The sequence below is a fragment of the Acidobacteriota bacterium genome, assembly GCA_022340665.1.
Classification (GTDB): Bacteria; Acidobacteriota; Thermoanaerobaculia; order Thermoanaerobaculales; family Sulfomarinibacteraceae; genus Sulfomarinibacter.
This window is the reverse complement of sequence record JAJDNM010000115.1, coordinates 1-16,404: the sequence shown is the minus strand read 5'-3', so window position 1 is coordinate 16,404 and position 16,404 is coordinate 1. Positions and strand designations below refer to the sequence as shown.

The 16,404-nt window shown below is 62.4% G+C and carries 19 protein-coding genes; 8 read left to right on the top strand and 11 right to left on the bottom strand.

Going from position 1 to position 16,404, the window contains the following annotated elements:
* Nucleotides 1-274: aspartate racemase (locus LJE93_12985; GenBank protein MCG6949820.1), on the bottom strand; the 274-nt coding region annotated here is incomplete at its 3' end.
* Nucleotides 275-517: 243 nt separating this feature from the next.
* Between LJE93_12985 and LJE93_12980 the strand changes: the two genes are divergently transcribed.
* On the top strand, nucleotides 518-1,195 hold the full coding sequence (locus tag LJE93_12980; protein MCG6949819.1) for an MBL fold metallo-hydrolase: 678 nt from the start codon (nucleotides 518-520) through the stop codon (nucleotides 1,193-1,195).
* A 52-nt stretch (nucleotides 1,196-1,247) separates the two neighbouring features.
* On the opposite strand, the gene LJE93_12975 is transcribed toward LJE93_12980, so the two are convergent.
* Nucleotides 1,248-1,469 (bottom strand): hypothetical protein, encoded by a 222-nt coding sequence (locus tag LJE93_12975; protein ID MCG6949818.1) that lies wholly within the window; start codon nucleotides 1,467-1,469, stop codon nucleotides 1,248-1,250.
* Nucleotides 1,470-1,518: 49 nt separating this feature from the next.
* On the opposite strand from LJE93_12975, the gene LJE93_12970 reads away from it, so the two are divergent.
* From LJE93_12970 to LJE93_12960, 3 genes are all read left to right on the top strand, one after another.
* A complete protein-coding gene (locus LJE93_12970) occupies nucleotides 1,519-2,136 on the top strand; it encodes a class I SAM-dependent methyltransferase (protein MCG6949817.1) in 618 nt (205 codons plus the stop codon).
* A gap of 203 nt (nucleotides 2,137-2,339) precedes the next feature.
* A complete protein-coding gene (locus tag LJE93_12965; GenBank protein MCG6949816.1) occupies nucleotides 2,340-3,029 on the top strand; it encodes a hypothetical protein in 690 nt (229 codons plus the stop codon).
* A 360-nt stretch (nucleotides 3,030-3,389) separates the two neighbouring features.
* Nucleotides 3,390-5,069, top strand: a complete 1,680-nt coding sequence (locus LJE93_12960; protein MCG6949815.1) for a serine/threonine protein kinase — start codon at nucleotides 3,390-3,392, stop codon at nucleotides 5,067-5,069.
* Between the two features lie 90 nt (nucleotides 5,070-5,159).
* On the opposite strand, the gene LJE93_12955 is transcribed toward LJE93_12960, so the two are convergent.
* From LJE93_12955 to LJE93_12925, 7 genes are all read right to left on the bottom strand, one after another.
* Nucleotides 5,160-6,038: an SAM-dependent methyltransferase gene (locus LJE93_12955; GenBank protein ID MCG6949814.1), complete on the bottom strand. Its 879-nt coding sequence runs from the start codon at nucleotides 6,036-6,038 to the stop codon at nucleotides 5,160-5,162.
* A 162-nt stretch (nucleotides 6,039-6,200) separates the two neighbouring features.
* Complete coding sequence (locus tag LJE93_12950) at nucleotides 6,201-6,413, bottom strand: hypothetical protein (GenBank protein MCG6949813.1); 213 nt, start codon at nucleotides 6,411-6,413, stop codon at nucleotides 6,201-6,203.
* A 12-nt stretch (nucleotides 6,414-6,425) separates the two neighbouring features.
* The gene (locus tag LJE93_12945; protein ID MCG6949812.1) at nucleotides 6,426-6,800 is read right to left on the bottom strand and encodes a hypothetical protein; all 375 of its coding nucleotides are present in this window, start codon (nucleotides 6,798-6,800) and stop codon (nucleotides 6,426-6,428) included.
* A gap of 14 nt (nucleotides 6,801-6,814) precedes the next feature.
* Nucleotides 6,815-7,201 (bottom strand): VOC family protein, encoded by a 387-nt coding sequence (locus LJE93_12940; protein ID MCG6949811.1) that lies wholly within the window; start codon nucleotides 7,199-7,201, stop codon nucleotides 6,815-6,817.
* A 26-nt stretch (nucleotides 7,202-7,227) separates the two neighbouring features.
* On the bottom strand, nucleotides 7,228-7,782 hold the full coding sequence (locus tag LJE93_12935; GenBank protein MCG6949810.1) for an isoprenylcysteine carboxylmethyltransferase family protein: 555 nt from the start codon (nucleotides 7,780-7,782) through the stop codon (nucleotides 7,228-7,230).
* Nucleotides 7,783-7,811: 29 nt separating this feature from the next.
* On the bottom strand, nucleotides 7,812-8,696 hold the full coding sequence (locus tag LJE93_12930) for a nitroreductase family protein (GenBank protein MCG6949809.1): 885 nt from the start codon (nucleotides 8,694-8,696) through the stop codon (nucleotides 7,812-7,814).
* A 20-nt stretch (nucleotides 8,697-8,716) separates the two neighbouring features.
* Nucleotides 8,717-8,911, bottom strand: coding sequence for a hypothetical protein (locus LJE93_12925; GenBank protein ID MCG6949808.1), 195 nt, complete (start codon nucleotides 8,909-8,911; stop codon nucleotides 8,717-8,719).
* A gap of 153 nt (nucleotides 8,912-9,064) precedes the next feature.
* On the opposite strand from LJE93_12925, the gene LJE93_12920 reads away from it, so the two are divergent.
* From LJE93_12920 to LJE93_12905, 4 genes are all read left to right on the top strand, one after another.
* Complete coding sequence (locus LJE93_12920; GenBank protein MCG6949807.1) at nucleotides 9,065-11,713, top strand: serine/threonine protein kinase; 2,649 nt, start codon at nucleotides 9,065-9,067, stop codon at nucleotides 11,711-11,713.
* A 33-nt stretch (nucleotides 11,714-11,746) separates the two neighbouring features.
* Nucleotides 11,747-12,466, top strand: a complete 720-nt coding sequence (locus tag LJE93_12915) for a class I SAM-dependent methyltransferase (protein MCG6949806.1) — start codon at nucleotides 11,747-11,749, stop codon at nucleotides 12,464-12,466.
* Between the two features lie 407 nt (nucleotides 12,467-12,873).
* Nucleotides 12,874-13,416: a nuclear transport factor 2 family protein gene (locus tag LJE93_12910; GenBank protein MCG6949805.1), complete on the top strand. Its 543-nt coding sequence runs from the start codon at nucleotides 12,874-12,876 to the stop codon at nucleotides 13,414-13,416.
* Nucleotides 13,417-13,541: 125 nt separating this feature from the next.
* Nucleotides 13,542-14,726: a rhomboid family intramembrane serine protease gene (locus LJE93_12905; GenBank protein MCG6949804.1), complete on the top strand. Its 1,185-nt coding sequence runs from the start codon at nucleotides 13,542-13,544 to the stop codon at nucleotides 14,724-14,726.
* A 13-nt stretch (nucleotides 14,727-14,739) separates the two neighbouring features.
* Here LJE93_12905 and LJE93_12900 read toward each other — a convergent pair whose 3' ends face one another.
* Both LJE93_12900 and LJE93_12895 read right to left on the bottom strand, forming a co-directional pair.
* A complete protein-coding gene (locus LJE93_12900) occupies nucleotides 14,740-15,846 on the bottom strand; it encodes a hypothetical protein (protein ID MCG6949803.1) in 1,107 nt (368 codons plus the stop codon).
* A 156-nt stretch (nucleotides 15,847-16,002) separates the two neighbouring features.
* Nucleotides 16,003-16,209, bottom strand: coding sequence for a hypothetical protein (locus LJE93_12895; protein MCG6949802.1), 207 nt, complete (start codon nucleotides 16,207-16,209; stop codon nucleotides 16,003-16,005).
* Between the last annotated feature and the right edge of the window lie 195 nt (nucleotides 16,210-16,404).

Sequence of the window (16,404 nt, the reverse complement as noted above, 5' to 3'; positions counted from 1 at the left end):
CGAGGTAGGTGTGGGGCGTGTTGGCGGTGAACGAGCCGATCTCGGCTCCGGCCCGCTGCAGTCGTTGCAGGACATCGAGAAGGAAATCCACCACCTCCGATCGTTCGCCGTCGCGCTGCAGCCGGACCAGCTCGGCGAGGTTGAGGCTGTAGATGATGATTTCCGGGTTGTGGAGCGGGTTGCCGCCCGGCCGTCGCGCACCATCGATCAATCCCTCGTAATAGATCTTGGTTGATTCAGGAGTCGTGCCGCCGACCAGACCGATGGTTTTCATGGCATCACCTCTCCAGTTATCGAAGCCGGAGGACTGGCGACCGTCCAGGTTCTTGGCAACAATTCATTTCGATGCACATCTTAAGGCCTGTTGTCAGTTGACGGAAGGACACACAAGGAGCCTGGCGATTGGTGATTGCCTGGGACGGTACGAGATCGAGGCTCGAAACGCTGACCGCGCGTCGTGATAACGTCAGACCGAAGCAACCGAGGAATACACTGCTGTTATGTCCCCGGAGGGAGAATGTCGGCCAGGATCTATTCGAAGCGCCTGGGGATCAACCGGTGCTACGTGATCAGGGACGGGGGGAGCATCATGATCGATGCCGGTCCTCCGCGAAGCGGGCGGGCGATCGAGAGATGGCTCGGGGAGATCGGCATCCGTCCGGAGGAGATCCAACTGATCGTCCTGACGCATGGACATTCCGACCACGTCGGGTCCGCTCTTGCGGTGCGGCGGATGACCGGGGCGAAAATAGCTATCCACGAGCGAGATCGCCGCGACCTTGAGAGCGGTGTCCAGGGATTGCCTTCGGCCGTGACGACCTGGGGCCGGATGGCGCGCGCCACCTTGGTGCCGTTAAGGCCCTTCTTCAGTTTTCCCGGGGCACGGGCCGACGTGATTCTGGGCGATGATGGCCTTTCGCTGACTGAGTACGGGATCGCGGGCCGGGTGCTGCATACACCCGGGCATACGCCGGGATCGGTCAGCGTCCTGCTCGAATCCGGGGAGGTCTTTGCCGGTTGCCTGGCGCACAACAACCCCCCGTTCAGGCTACGGCCGGGGCTGCCGATCTTCGCGGAAGATTTGTTTGAGGTGAAGGCGAGCTGGAGGCTGTTGTTGGCGCGAGGCGCGGAGACGGTCTATCCGGGTCACGGCGACCCGTTTCCGGCCGAAATCATCCGAGAAGCCCTGGCCTGACAAGTCGCCGGAACAGGCGGTCGCGCGATCACCGGTCGCTCATCCGGTCAATCTAAGGCCGGTTCTCCTCCGGTGCCACCTCGGCGGTATCGGCGCGGGTGGTGCCGAACATCGGTCGATCGAACTCCTCGTCATCCGGCGTGGCATGAGCGACAGTTGACCCGAGGCGACCGGACGGTTTGTGCTCGCGCGTTTGCGGGAGTACGGCGATAACGATGCTGGGACCCGAATTCGGGTTGATCTTCAAACCCCGCGTGTGGAGTTTCGTACTCATCTTCATGGTACCCACCGATATGTCCCCCGGCGCAGGGAGGGGTCCGCGGATGAGAATCCGGTTTTCGAGGTGTTCGGTCATACCGTTTGTCATCGCAGCGTGCATGAACGCCACGATTGCGCTTCCAATCGACCGAAATGACGAGCGAACAACCTGGCAGCCGCCCGAGCAGATCATGGATGTGGCCGGTGTGAGAGCAGGAATGAGGATTGGCGAGGCCGGAGCGGGCGAGGGGTATCTCACCTTTCCCCTCGCGCGACGGGTCGGGGATCGAGGCGTCGTGTTTGCCAACGAGATTTCGCAAGACGATCTCGAGACCATTCGTGATCGTGCGGAACTGGAGGGCATCGGCAACATCGTCACTGTCCTGGGGGAGGTCGAAGACGCCCTGTTCCCGGAAAACGATCTCGACATGGTGATCATGGTCTACGTGCTCCACCATCTCGACCGGCCGGTGGAGTTCCTGCGAAATCTGGGAGCCTACCTGAAGCCCGGCGCTCCGATCGTGATCGTCGAGAAGAACACCGAGGTGGAACGGACCTACAGGTACCACTTCATGTCCAGGGGCCAGATCGTCGAGACGATCGAGGAGGCGGGCTTCGAACTCGACAAAACCGACGACTCCCTGGATCGGGACACGATCTATATTCTCCGGATTGGTCGCTGAACGCCAGTGCGAACCGACTTCGTGAATTCGACCGTGGACCTGTTCGGTGACTCGACGCACCTTCGGCGGGACACGGCGTCCTCTCGGGTGGACTCCTGACCTCGGAGGTCGGAAGGATTCGCGAAGGAATTTCTGGCATGGGGCTTGCTCTACCCGTGAGAGACGATTGGTGTGAACGATCGCCAGGGAAGGGAGGAGCAGCAATGAAAGCCCGATGGATTCTTTTCGCTGTGTTGCTGCTGTTCTGTGTCGCCTGCACGACGGTCAACTACGAATCGCCGCAGTTCATCGAACGGGCGCAGCATCACCGGGTCATCGCGGTTTTGCCGTTCGAGATGGTTCTCGCAGGCAATCCGCCGAAGGACCTCACGGTGGAGCAGATCGCCCAGATCGAGGAGGCGGAAAGTGTCGCTTTTCAGGAGGCGTACTATTACCGTCTCCTGAACCAGTCGAGCGTGCACCGCAAGCACCCGATCCGGATCGAGATCCAGCCGGTGGAGACCACCAACCGCCTGCTCGCCGAGGCCGGGATCGGGATCCGGGAGTCGTGGTCAATGTCCGCCAAGTCCATTGCCAATGTGCTCAGGGTGGACGCCGTCATCAGCACCTCGGTGCAGAAGACACGATATATCTCGGGCGGCGAATCCTTCGGCCTCGACCTGAGCCTGCAGGCGGTCAACGAAATCACGGAAGGCGCTCTCGCGCCGTTCCTTCCCTGGAACCTACTCAAGACCAGCGACATCTTTGCCAACTGCGAGCTGATCGACGCCGTCGACGGGGCGGTGATCTGGCAGACGGATTTCGCGCACTCCACCAACTGGCTGGTTCCCGCAAACCAGGTGGTTGCGGGATTCACCAAAGAGCTGGCCAAAAGATTCCCGTATCGGGGATGACAACACGCCGGGAGGGGCAGGCGCATGAGTCGAAAGTTCGCCTGTCATCGAATACCGTGGAATAAGTGCTGTCAAGCTATCGCCGGGTTGAGGGTTTGCGAGCTGCGCACCTTTGCTGTGCTCAGAATGGTGGCTGAAAAGCAGGAGAGGGGACCGGGTTAATTCGCCTGGCTGCGGCGCACTTCCTCGACCAGGTTCTCGAATCCGAGAGGACCGCGCAGCGGATCGAGATCCGTATCGTCGAAAAGCACCGAAGGTGAGAACCGTGCGTCAAAGATCTCATTTGAGGGCAGCGGTTCGGAGTGTCGGGGATTCGGGAAGAAACATTCAGAAACGATGGTGGTAGGATTCGACTCCGCCATGATGATCTCTCGGTCCACCGGTTCTGACACCCCCGAGCATCAGTTGTTCTATCAGCGGCGGGTCGGGGTGCTCGGCAAGGTACTGACGATCGTGTGGCTGGTCGGCAACCTCGCCTCCGCATCGATCTACTTCGCGATGGGCTGGTGGCGCGAGTACTTCACGGCGGGCACCGCGCTCTACTGGATCGCGCTGTTGATATGTTTTTCGGTGTGGATGATCTGCCGCCGCGGGGCTCTTCCACATCGGGTCGTCCGCCTGGTCGAAAGCGCGTCGATGATGGGCTCGGCGATTGCCGTTGCCCTGATGGGTCGACACATCGCGCCACAGGCGCTCGAGCTCACGGCCAGGGGCGCGGGCATCGATCTGGCGGTGGTCGAGCCCGAGGCCTTCACGCTGCTGGCCGGGTTGCAGCTCGAGCAGATCCTGGTCGCGCTGATGCTGGGGCTGGCTTTCGGCTACGTGCTTCGCGCCGCGCTGGTTCCGAGCTCGGTGCGTCGCACGGTGTGGATCACCGTGCTGGCGGTTGTCCCTCTCTTGGCTCTCTACGTATTCGACTGGCTGCCGGTGGCCGCCGACCGCGCGATGCGGGAGGCTATCGGGGGTTACCAGATGGGGTCGCTGGTGGTCAATGTGCTCATCTGGTGGACGCTGGTGACCATCGTCTGCGTGTCGATCTCGCGCATCATCCACAATCTCCGCCGCGAGGTGCGCCAGGCGATGAGGCTTGGACAGTACACCCTCGAGAAGAAGCTCGGCGAGGGCGGTATGGGCATGGTGTATCGGGCCAGCCACGCCATGATGCGGCGGCCGACGGCGGTCAAGCTGCTGCCGCTCGAGAAGATGGGTCAGGCGAGCCTGGCACGCTTCGAGCGCGAGGTGCAGGAGACGGCCCGTCTGACCCACCCCAACACCATCACCATTTTCGACTATGGGCGGACGCCCGACGGTGTCTTCTATTACGCGATGGAGCTGCTCGATGGCGCCTCGCTCGAGGCGGTGGTCGAGCGCGATGGTCCCCAGCCCCCAGGCAGGGTGGTGCGGGTGATGGAAATGGTGGCCGGAGGGCTGGCCGAGGCGCACGAGCTCGGGATCATCCACCGCGATATCAAGCCGGCTAATATCTTCCTCTGCCGGCAGGGGGGTGAGCTCGATATCGCCAAGGTGCTGGATTTCGGCCTGGTCAAGGTGGTGGAAGGACCGGAGGACACGAACTTGACCCACGATGGGGTGGTCACCGGCACGCCTCAGTATCTGGCGCCCGAGGCAATGACCGATCCGGACAAGATCGATGGCCGCAGCGATCTGTACTCGCTGGGCGCGGTGGCGTACTACATGCTGACCGGGCAGCAGCTCTTCACCGGCAACATCGTCGAGGTCTGCGGCCACCATCTGCACACCGAGCCGACCCCGCCGTCCGAACGGCTCGGGCGCGAGGTGCCATTCGAGCTCGAAGCGGTGGTGATGCAATGCCTGGCAAAGAACCCCGACGACCGGCCGCAGAGTGCTGGCGAGATCCGCGCCCGTCTGGCGGCGTCTCTGGAGGTTCCGCGGTGGCGCCGGGCTGATGCCGAGGCGTGGTGGCAGGCGTACGAAGAGGCGACCGGATTCGCAATGGAAGAAGAATCTGTCTCCGAGATCACCAGGACTCTTGCTGTCGATCCGGAACACCTGCGTTAAGCGGCATTCCCGGATTCGTGAGGGTTGGATATATCCCGACCGTGCGCCGCGATGAGGCGGTCAATCTTTAGCGGCGGCATACGCCGTCCGTTATCGCGAGCCTCGCGTTTTCTCAGCGAACACGATCCGTTCGATGGCGATGGTTTTGAGATCTCGATCGGTCGGTCTGACGTATCGCTGGTCGAGCTCGTCATAACCGAGGTGCTCGATCACCCGCCAGCCGTACTCGCCGATGAAGTCATCGATATCCTCGGGATCGATACCGAAGAGCCATATCCGGTCCTTCACCAGCATCTTTTTGTAGAGGAACTCCTGGCCATAGAAATTCACGCCGTCGATGAAGTCCTTGGGGGAGTATGTGAAGACGAGCCGGCTTCCCGCAGGCGCTTTGGAGAGGAAATCGAAGTTCGACCGGATGCCCGCTTCAGTCACGTACTGAGTGACTCCTTCCATAATGAACGAGGTCTTTTTATCGGCGGTGTAGCCGTTGGCCGACAGGACCGAACGCAGGTCCTGGCGGTCGAAGTCGATCGGAACCAGGTGCACATGATCCGGGACCCTCCCAAACAGCTTTTCGACCCTTGTCCTCTTGGCTCGGATGATCCCGGGCTGGTCGATTTCCCAAGATGGGAGGGCGGCCAGGGCCGGAAGACGGAAGACCCGCGTGTCGAATCCGGCTCCGAGGTTTACTACCGCTTCGATGTGGCCGTCGGCGGATTCGGTCACCATGTCGTCGATGTACCGCTTGCGGGCCATGATTCCGCCCCACAGGCCGGGCACCTTCTGCTCCCATTTCTTGATGATCCAGCTGGCAACCGGCCCGAACAGGCGAACCTCGGCCCTGAATATGAAGGGCAGGATCGGAGTGGCGAGGTCATCGATGAGAATCCGCTCGTCCTCCGGCAGGTACTGCTCCATGGCAACCATGACCATCGGGCCGGGGCCTGTTTTTGCTGCCTTTCGTGACATGATGGACCTCCGCTAGTCCCTGGCGAATCCGAAGAGCACGCTTTGGATCGGGCGGGTGATGATCTCGCCCTGACGCAGCGTCAGATATAGCCCCCTTGGCCGGGGTTTCTTTTTTCGGTGTGTGCGGGCCTCTTCTTCTGACCAGAAGAAGACGCTCTTCATTCAAAAGTCATCGACGATGCACGGTGCGTCGAGGTTCAGCAGGTCGAGCATGGGTACGAAGAACACCGGTTTCTCGGCGGGCGGGCGCACGCTGTATCGCAGCTCGCTGTCGAGCGCGAAGGTGATCGCACGGCCGCTGATCGCACACTCGGTGTCGATCTCGCAGCCAAGGTCCCGTTCCAACAGTCGCCCCTGCACGAAGGGCGTCGCCACGGCGTCGGCCGCTCAAGCGGCGGAGAACGCCGCGCCGCCGTCAATCCGAACCCGGTGGGGCGTTTCGTCGGCAGTTACCGGGTAGGCCCAGTTCACCGCCTCGCCGCCCCTGCGGCAGAGGTAGGTCATGCGCCGCTCGAGCTCGCCGAGGATCCGATTCACCTCGTCGAGCGGCAGGTCCAGCTTTCTGGCGAAGACCCCGGGCGCGATCGCCCCGCGCTGGCGCGGGATCTCCCGCACTGCGAAGTGCTGGACCCGGCGCTCGTCAGGCTCGAGGTCCCGCCGCTTGGCGAGCTTCTTCGCGTCGCGCTCGACCATCGGCTTGAATAGAGCTTCAGGCACCGGCACCATCCGTCGACCCACTCCCAACAGGACCTTTTCGAACACTGCAGACCTCCGTTTCACTCGTCGCGCCACGTGTTGAGGCGGCCGACGTCTTGCCCCGGACGCAGGGGTATGACGCAGAACCGGTGACCGCTGGGGGCCTCGAGGACCCACCAGCGCTTGACCTTCTTCACTCGGGTCGCCCCGAGCTGCTCGAGGCGCCGGACCTCGGCCTCGAGGTCGTCGGTCTTGATGTCGAGATGTACCCGGCTCGGGTGCTTGACCGACTGAAGCTCGATATACGGTTCTCCCTGCCTCGTTTCGAGAATTACGTATTCAGCGTCGTCAGGATCCTCGGAAGGGCGAATCGCGTATCCCAGCGCCTCGCTCCAGAACCGGGCCTCGCGATCGAGGTCGTCGGTGTTGCAGTCGATGATCAATCCGCCCAACACGCTGTGGTGCATGTATCCCTCCAACTGCTCGCTCGGACTCAACTGGACCTTCGCCCGGGGCGAGGTATGAACATCGGGGTCCGCCGTCGATATGCGACATAGTCATTGCCGAGTCGTTTCACGAGTTCCGGCTCCTCGATCTGTTTCAGCTCCCACAGGTTGACCAGGATGAACAGCGGCGTGAAGAAGAACACCAGTGAAAACGAGTCGAAGGCGATGCCGAGACCGAACAGAAACAGAAAGACCCCGGTCAACATCGGATTCCTGGCGTAGCGATACGGTCCGGTTGTGACCACCTCAGGGGGAGGGTTGAAAGGGACAGGAGTTCCCTTGACCCTCAGAAAGTGATAGCCGGACCAGCCGGTGATCGCGACCCCCGCCGCCATTACCGGAATCGCCACCGGCAACCTCGCGCTATCGGGAAGCAGACCCGGCAGGTTGAGGAGATCATCGACCCACAGTGCGGCCAGCACGAACAGGGCCGTGAAAATGCCGAATACAGCGATGCCGACTGGCGTGAGAAGAGTCCGGGTTTCCCTGGTACCTGTCGCCGCGCTGTGCAGGAGGTTGATCCAGTTTTCGCGGATGTCCATGGATCCCACGCCTTTCCCTGTGTCTCGAGTCAGTGGTACTTCACCCCGGCGAGGTTTCTGCGGATGCTCTGCCGGTACCTGTACTTCGGGTAGCCGAGGACGAGTGAGGTGCACACCTTGTTCCCGTTGGGTATGCCATAGCGTTCACGGAGCACCTTCGATCGATCGACGACCGGCGGAATCAGGCCGATGATCGTCGAACCCAGCCCGAGTGAGAGTGCTGCCAGCATCGAGTAGTGGCAGATCAGGTGAGCGTTCTCCTGGTACGACATCGCCCTGCGATTGCCGTGGAACAGCATCAAAACCGGTGCGCCGCGCATGTAGTTGTCGCCACGGTGGTCGCGATAGACGTTGTTGGCGTGCGCGGCGATGTCGAGGATCTCGTGCTTGAGCGAATAGTAGTCCTCGGCTCCGGCGGCGAGGCGGATGACCGCCCGGCCGATCGGGTTGGAGAATGCCCTCAGGGTCTTCGTGTATTCCTCGACGAGCTGCTCGAGAAGGAATTCCAGCTCTTCGCGCCGATCGATGACGAGCACCTCGGTTGAGTGCGGTGGCATGCCCATCGGCGCGGTAGCGGCGGCGTCGAGGATTTTCTGAATGACCTCCCGATCGACGGGTGTGTCCTTGAAGACCCGCACGCTGCGCCGCAATCGAAGGAAATCGAAAAGCTGCTCGTACTCGAACGGCCGTTCGGGCAATCTCGCGAAATCCTCCATCGGCAGCTGCGGCATCGCCATCGATCCGGTCGGGCACACCGCCACGCACTGTCCGCAGAGGATGCAGGCATCGGCTCGTGTTTCGACGGTGGCCGCCTTCTCGTCCACGATTTCGAGAATGTCCTCCGGACAAATCTCGGCGCAGATGCCGTCGCCCAGGCAGGTCTCCAAGTCCACGACATGCAGCGGCTCCGCCACGACGCACCTCCCTTTTCGAGTCAGACGAACTTCTTCGCGGGGAAATTGTACTTTTCGATGATCGCCCTCTTCTCGTCATCGGGAAGCAACTTCATGTAGCCCTTCCAGCCGGGACAGAAGTTGGCGTGCCAGCGCCACAGGCGTCCGAGGAAGGACCTGGGGTTCTGGTCATACTTCGCACGAAAAGAACACGTCGCACAGTTGGACTCACTCAATTCAACCTCCTTCCTTTCTACCTGTAGAACCGACCATAGCAGATGTGCTGAGACGGGTGAGTTAACAGGCGGGCATGAGCAGTGCGTCTCCGATAGTCAGTGAGGACGGCAGCGACGCTCGCCTGCGGCGGATGACGGTGTTACCCTGCTGACATGCCCGGGGACAGCCAGGACCGATCAGCGTCGAGCGACGACGAGCCGACGATATCGAACCTTGGCTCGCCGTCCGAAAGTCCGAGCGCGATCCCGTCCAATAGCGGTGATTTTCCGCCCGGCCAGCTGATAGCCGGGCGCTTCCGAATCGTCGGTCGCCTCGGCAGCGGCGGTATGGGCGACGTCTACCGTGCCGATGACCACGAGCTCGGTACCTCGGTAGCCCTGAAGTTCCTGCCAGTCGAGCTGTCGGGCGATCCGGTACGGCTCGAGCGCCTGCGCAACGAAGTTCGTCTGGCGCGGCAGATCGCCCATCCCAATGTCTGCCGCGTCTACGACATCGGCGATGCGGACGGGCGGCCCTTCCTGAGCATGGAGTTCATCGACGGCGAGGACCTGGCATCGCTGCTGCGCCGTATCGGTCGCCTGCCGAAGGACAAGGCGATCGAGCTCGCGCGCGAGATCTGCGCCGGGGTCGGTGCCGCCCACGAGCTCGGCGTCGTGCACCGCGACCTCAAGCCCGCCAATGTGATGATCGACGGACGGGGGAGGGCGCGCGTCGCAGACTTCGGCCTGGCGAGTGCTGCAGACCAGCTGGTTGGGGGCCGCGAGGCCCAGGCCGGGACGCCGGCGTACATGGCCCCGGAGCAGATTGCCGGCGAAGGTGCATCGAAAAAGACCGACATCTTCGCCCTCGGGTTGGTGCTCTACGAGCTGGTCACGGGCAGGCGGGCTCACGATGTGAAGACCGTCGCAGGCTTGAAGGAACGTTACTCGTCGTCCGCCCCGCCGACCAGCCCGTCAGAGCTTGTCGAGGGAATGGACCCGGCGGTCGAGCGCGTCATCATGCACTGTCTCGAGGTTGAGCCCGAGGGCCGGCCGGAGAGCGCATTGGCGGTGATGGCTGCCCTGCCGGGCGGCGATCCGCTGGCGGCGATGCTCAAGGCCGGCGAGATGCCTTCGCCGGAGCTGATCGCGGCGTCGGGCAGGCGGGGCACGATGACGCCGACTCGAGCGTTGCAGCTGGGTGCAATCGTCCTTCTGGGCATGGCTGTCTCGGCCTGGTACTGGGGGGTGCCGGGTTTGGTCGAGAGTATCGGCGGCATCCTGGCACCCGAGGTCCTGATGCATCGGGCCGATGTGCTGCTGGCCGACCTCGGCTTCGAAGTTGACAAGGCTGACTCCGCGTGGGGCCTGGATGTCGATTGGGGCCTCGTGGCAGAGGCAAGTCCCTCCTCTGATTCCGAGTGGAGAGCTCTGCTCCAGTCCGAGGAGTATCCCGTGCTGAGATTCTGGAGTCGTGCGAGTCCGTTGCCGATGGCTCCCTGGCACACCTCGCTTCCGGGTCCAAACATGGGCGACGTCGTCGGGCCCGAGGACCCGCCGCTCACCGAGGCAGGGATGTCTCTGGTTCGACTCGGGCCACGCGGTGCGCTGCTCGAACTGCGAGCGGTGCCGGATCCTGTTTCGCAAGCTTCGGCCAGAACAGTGGAAGAGCTCATGACGACTGTCACGGAAGCCGCAGAGTTGGATCCGACGCGCATCGAACGGACCGAGTGGACCGGAATTCCGCCGATGCCGGGTGACTCGACCATCGCGTGGCACGCAGCCAGCACCCGGCCGGAGGGGAGGCCGCGCGAGATCGTGATGACCATGGCGCGCGGGGTTCCGACCTGGATTCGAGTCGAAGGAGCTTCAGAAACCGGTGAGCATCAGGCGCCGGTCGGCGGTTTGAAATGGTTGAGCTTCGTCTTTTTCTCCTTCTTCGTCAGCGGCGCGGTCGTCGCGTGGTTCAACATTCGAAATGGGCGTTGGGACCGGCGTGGCGCAGCGCGGCTGGCGGTAGCGGCGTTCATCCTGTGTTTCGCGAGCAGTCTCATCGGGTCGCACCATCCGTTGAGTGTGGTCGAGGAAGTGCGAGGGTTTTTTTCCTCGGTCGCCTATGCCGCGACGCGAGCACTGATGACCTGGGTGCTCTACCTCGCTCTCGAGCCGTTCATCCGGCGGCTGCATCCGAACTCGATGGTTTCGTGGAGCCGGCTCCTCTCCGGAAGGGTGACCGACCCCGCAGTGGGCCGCGATGTGTTGACTGCCGTGACCCTGTTCGCGGCACAGAATCTCGCGATGCCAATTCTTCTCAAAGCCCTCGACGTGAGCAGCATCGGTGTGCCGATTTTCGCATTTTCGACGGAGGATAACCCGCTCGCTTTAGATAGTTATGTCGCGGCCATCACCAGATATCCGGTGGTCACTCTCGGGACCGCCCTCGGCGTTCTGTTGGTCTACGTTGTCGCGCGATGGATGCTCGGCCGACTCGACCGTGTGGCGCCACTGCTGCTCTGGGGCGCAATATTCTTGTTCTCCTTTGGCGTGTTCGGCAACTCTGTGGGGCCGGACGTTCTCACGGCAGCTGCGTTCACGGCCGTGTCGGCGACGGTGTCTACCTACCTCGCAGTTCGACACGGCCTCCTCGCCTTCGCGACTTTTCAGTTCATCCAGTATGTGTCGATGATGACCGTTGTGACGCTCGATCCGTCGGCCTGGTACTTCCCGCCGACTGCGGTATTTGTGCTGCTCATCGCCGCGCTGACGATATTCGGCATGGTGACGGCGACAGATCGAAGACTGATTCCGTCTCGATTGCAGTGAATCCCGGTGAAGTTCCCGGACCATTTCTCAAACGTGGCGTCGAACTACGCAGCCTATCGACCCCAATATCCGGCAACGTTGTTCGAATGGCTGGCGTCGCTGTGTCCGCGGCACGAGCTCGCGTGGGACTGTGCGTGCGGCAGCGGGCAGGCGTCCCGCCCGCTGGCCGGCCACTTTGATCTCGTGGTCGGAACGGATGCGAGCCCGGAGCAGGTCGCCGCCGCCGAGATCGATGAGAACACCCGGTTTGCAGTTGCCATGTCGGAGCAAGTGCCGCTCGCCAAACGGTCTGCGGACCTCGTCACCGTGGCGCAGGCGCTGCACTGGTTCGCGTGTGACGCCTTCTACGCCGAGGTGGATCGGGTGATCCGCCCCGGTGGGGTATTCGCCGCATGGACCTACGGGATGCCACACTTCGCCTCGGACGACGTCGAGCGAGTGGTGCACGAATTCATCGACGGTCCGCTGGGTCCGTACTGGCCGGCGGAGGTGCGGATGGTACTCGACGGATATTCGTCGATCGGCCTGCCGTTCCTTGAGCTCGAATCGCCCGAGTTTGCCATCGACCTCAAGTGGTCACCGGCGAGATATCTCGACTTCGTGCGGACCTGGTCGGCGGTTGGCCGATACATCGAGGAGGGAGGCGAGGATCCCGTTGCACAGCTGGAGTCCGAGCTGCAGAGAGCAACGCCTCGAGGAAATGAAACTCTCGCGGTCAGCTATCGACTCGATCTCAGGGTGTGCAGGGTCTGACGCGATCGTCGGACAGTGAAGGGGTCGGTCGAGCGGTGCGTATCGATCCGTCATCCCGAGCATCACTACGCCGGATTCGGCGTTGATTCATGGAATGACGGTCGCCCATTCAATGCGCTCGGGCGGGTCCTGAAGAGACCCGCCTACAATCGCGAAAGACCTCTGTAGGCGGGTCGTTTACGGCCCGCCAACGAATGCGAGAAACCCCTCGAGGCGTGTCGTTTTCGGTCTGCTGACGAAGCTTGTCGTTGGGAGAAAGAGAAGCGAGCCGAGAACCATGGGAGCGGGTTGGGCCGGCGCGCACGTGCTACCAATATCCCCAGGGGATCTGAAAATGTCTCAACTGTCGATGCCCATCTGCGTATGAATCTCTGAATATAATTCCGAGCCCGGAGGAGGGATCCACGATGAACACAACGCGCCTGGTGATGACGATACTGATGGTTGCTGCGCCGCTCGTGGCCGGCCAGCCCGAACCCACCGATCATCCGGATTACGAAACCGTCAAGGCAGTGATCGAGGACACCATCGGCTGGGCGATCGACAAGGATCTCGACCGGCTCCTACAGATCTTCGCCGATGAGGACCTTCTCCTCTGGTGGGTGGATTCCAGCGGCGGCGCCGAAAGCACGGACGACCTGAAGGAGACCGCGGAGAGGGTCTGGATGACGCCCGACTTCGAGGCGACGCACTTCGAGTTTCGCGACATCAGGATCCGCTTCTCAAAGGACGGCACGATAGCGTGGTACTCCTGCCACCTCGACGACTGCGGGATCTGGAAGGGCGAGGAGTTCTGTACGAAGGACATCCGCAAGACCGGCGTCGTCGAGAAGCGCGGCGACCAGTGGACCATTGTCCAGAGCCACGCCTCGTGGCCGGTGGACAAGATCCCGGAGGATGTGTGGCAGCGGCTGGTCGAGACCAGGAAGCAGGTCGGTTCAGAAGAGTAGGACGCCGATAGCCAGAATTGGGGCGCCTGGACAAGGACGAAGACTGGACTGGCCTTTGCGCGCCCTTCGAGTCGGCCGCCAATGTTACTCTCTGTGACGACCCGGCTGCATTTTGGAGGACGCGCATGTTCCTGCCCATTTCCGACGCTCCGAATCCGAAGGGCGTGCCCTTCGTGACCTGGGGCATCATCGCCCTCAACGTGGTGCTCTTCCTCTTCATCAACATTCCGCAGGGGTCGAAGCCCGCAGACGTCAACGATCCGGCCTACCAGGAGTACATCCAGTTCCTCGCCCAACACGTCAACAGCCGGCAGGAGCTGGCGATGGCGGCGCAACGGCTCTCCGAGTACGACCTCTTCGTCTTCGAGCACGGCTACCGGCCGGCGCAACCCTCTCTCTTCGACCTCTTCTTCGCGATGTTTCTGCACGGCGGGCTGATGCACCTCTTCGGCAACATGCTCTTCCTGTGGATATACGGCGACAACGTCGAGCGCCGGCTGGGCCCGCTGTGGTACATCTTCTGGTACCTGATGACGGGAGCGGCGGCGACTCTGTTCCACGCCATGTTCTTCTCGGCCTCCGACGTGCCGCTGGTCGGCGCATCGGGCGCGATCTCGGGTGTCCTCGGCTTCTACTTCATCTGGTTTCCGAAGAACATGGTCCGGGTGCTCCTCTTCCTGCCTCCGTTCTTCATGCAGACCGTCCAGATAGGGGCCCGCATCGTGCTCGGGGTCTACCTCTTCATCGATAACGTGCTGCCGTTTCTTTTCGCGGGCGGCGGCGGGGTGGCGCACGGAGCACACATCGGCGGATTCCTGGCCGGCGGACTGGTGGCGTTCATCATCCAACGGTTCGGGAAATCGTCTGCGCCCGAGATCGAGGCGCCGAAGAAGGCACCATCCGGCCGAGACTCGGTCCGACAGGCGATCGCGGATGGGGAGTTCGAAACCGCGGCTTCAGAGTACTTTGCACTACCTTCCGCCGTGGCTCGTACCGCACTGTCGGCGGAAGACGCGGTGTCCCTGTCGACCTCACTGCGCGGGCGAGGGCACGCGAACGCGGCGCTGGCGCTGCTGCAACGGGTGATCCGGGCCACCCCCCGAGCGCCGGGGATCGGCGAGGCCTACGCGTTGGCGGGAGCGATTCTGCTCGACGACCAGCACGATCCGACCGCCGCCTATCAGTATCTGGTAACCGCCCTGAAGCTGGGCGTGTCGCCCGGGACAAAGGCGGAGATCGAACGCAGGATGGCGACGATCGAGGCCCGCCAGAAGCGACAGGTCGGACATCTGCGCAGTCGTGCCTGGTAGGGCGCTTCTCGCGTCACTCCGGGAGTTCGAGACCTTCGGTGTCGCCGAATGCCGCCTGCACGCCCCAACCGCCAAAGCTCTCCGAGACCGCGAACCAGAGCTCGTTTCTGCCCTTCTGGAGTGGCAGAGCGACCGAATCGAAGAATCCGATGGTTCCCAGGTACCGGTAGTCGCGGCTGCGGTAGGTATTGTTGCCGACGTAGAGCAACTTTCCGCTGAGAAATAGCCGCAGCCGGTCGCTGTAGCCGAAGGAGATGATCTTCGTCTGCGGCCGGTCGGAAACGATGGTGAATTTGGCGAAGACCGTATTGGCCTCCCGGGTGAACACGCTGACCCGGGAGAGATTGGCGAGGCCGGAGGGTTCGGTCCTCAACCCGGTCCAGGCGAGCCCCGATTCGAGATCGGAGGGAATCTCCGTCATTTCGTCAATCATCTTCTCGGCGAAGGGCTTCGATATCTGCCATGTCGTCGTGGCACCGTCGGGCGCGGACCCGGTTCGTTCGACGCGGCCGTGGAGAGGTGGGTCATCGATCTTCTGATAGCGGAACTCCGCGAAGCGGACCGCTCCGAAGTTGGGGACCGCGAGCCCGACCGCGCCGGATGCGGTATTCCGCTTGAGGTCATCGATGAACAGGGCGGGTGTTTCGAGATCGCGGATGTACACCTCGGCCTCGTCCCCCGAGACGACGATCCTGACCGGAAACCAGCTGTCGAACTCGTACTCCACCGGCGTGCCGTAGCCCTCGCCGTGGTAGAGCTGCCAGGCGGACAGGCCGTTGAAGATTGGGGTGTACTGATTGGCGTCGGGGTTTCCCGACTGGTGGGGCCGGATGTAGAACTCCTCGCGATTGGCGGCGTCCTGAACCCGCCACGTTGCACCGGCGAAGGCTCGCGCCTCGGGGAACGCGCAGAAGTACTCGATCACCCCGTTGGTGAAGTCCGCGTCGGGCACCAGGGCGAGGCCGCCGCGCAGCACCAGGCTCGTCTTACCCTGGTAGGGCTCGACGCGGCTTTCCTCGGCTTCGATCTGCCAGCGGGGTGAGTCGAACGGAATCGACTCGCTGGCGGCGGCCATCGATGCACCGAGAGCGAGGGCGACGGAAAGTACAACGTACTTCATGCTTCCCCCTACAGATTTCACGATCTGGTCTGTGGAGTGGATACGATGGACACGTATCAGGGTTCTGGGGAATCGGGTTGCAGAAAAGAAGACGGGCGAGGGTGTGGCCCTCGCTCGAAACGGCTAGCCGGGGTGTCGATTCGTGGCCGCTAGCGGTTAGCTCGCGACCTTCTCGCGAACAACGAACGAAGCTTTGGCAACATCCTCGTCGTTGGCCGGCGGATGATCCGTACCGATGAGCTCGTCGAGAGAGAACCAATTCTCTCCGTCCCAGACGCGGGTGTTTCCGTCGGCTCGGCGGAGAATCTCGATCGCCTCCATCGGTCCGACCTTCTCACCGTCTTCTTCAATCCAGTAAGGCATCTGAGCCTCCCGATCAAGATAATTGCAATGCTGATGCCAGATTCTTCTTGCTCGCCCTCACGTTTTGGTTGGGATGAGTGTTCGATATTGGGACACCAACCGGCTCGTCCGGCATGGCTCGATGGGGTAACGTGGCCGCATGCGAACCGTGAGGATGCTGGTGGTCATTGCCCTGGCGGGCCTGGCCCCATCGTG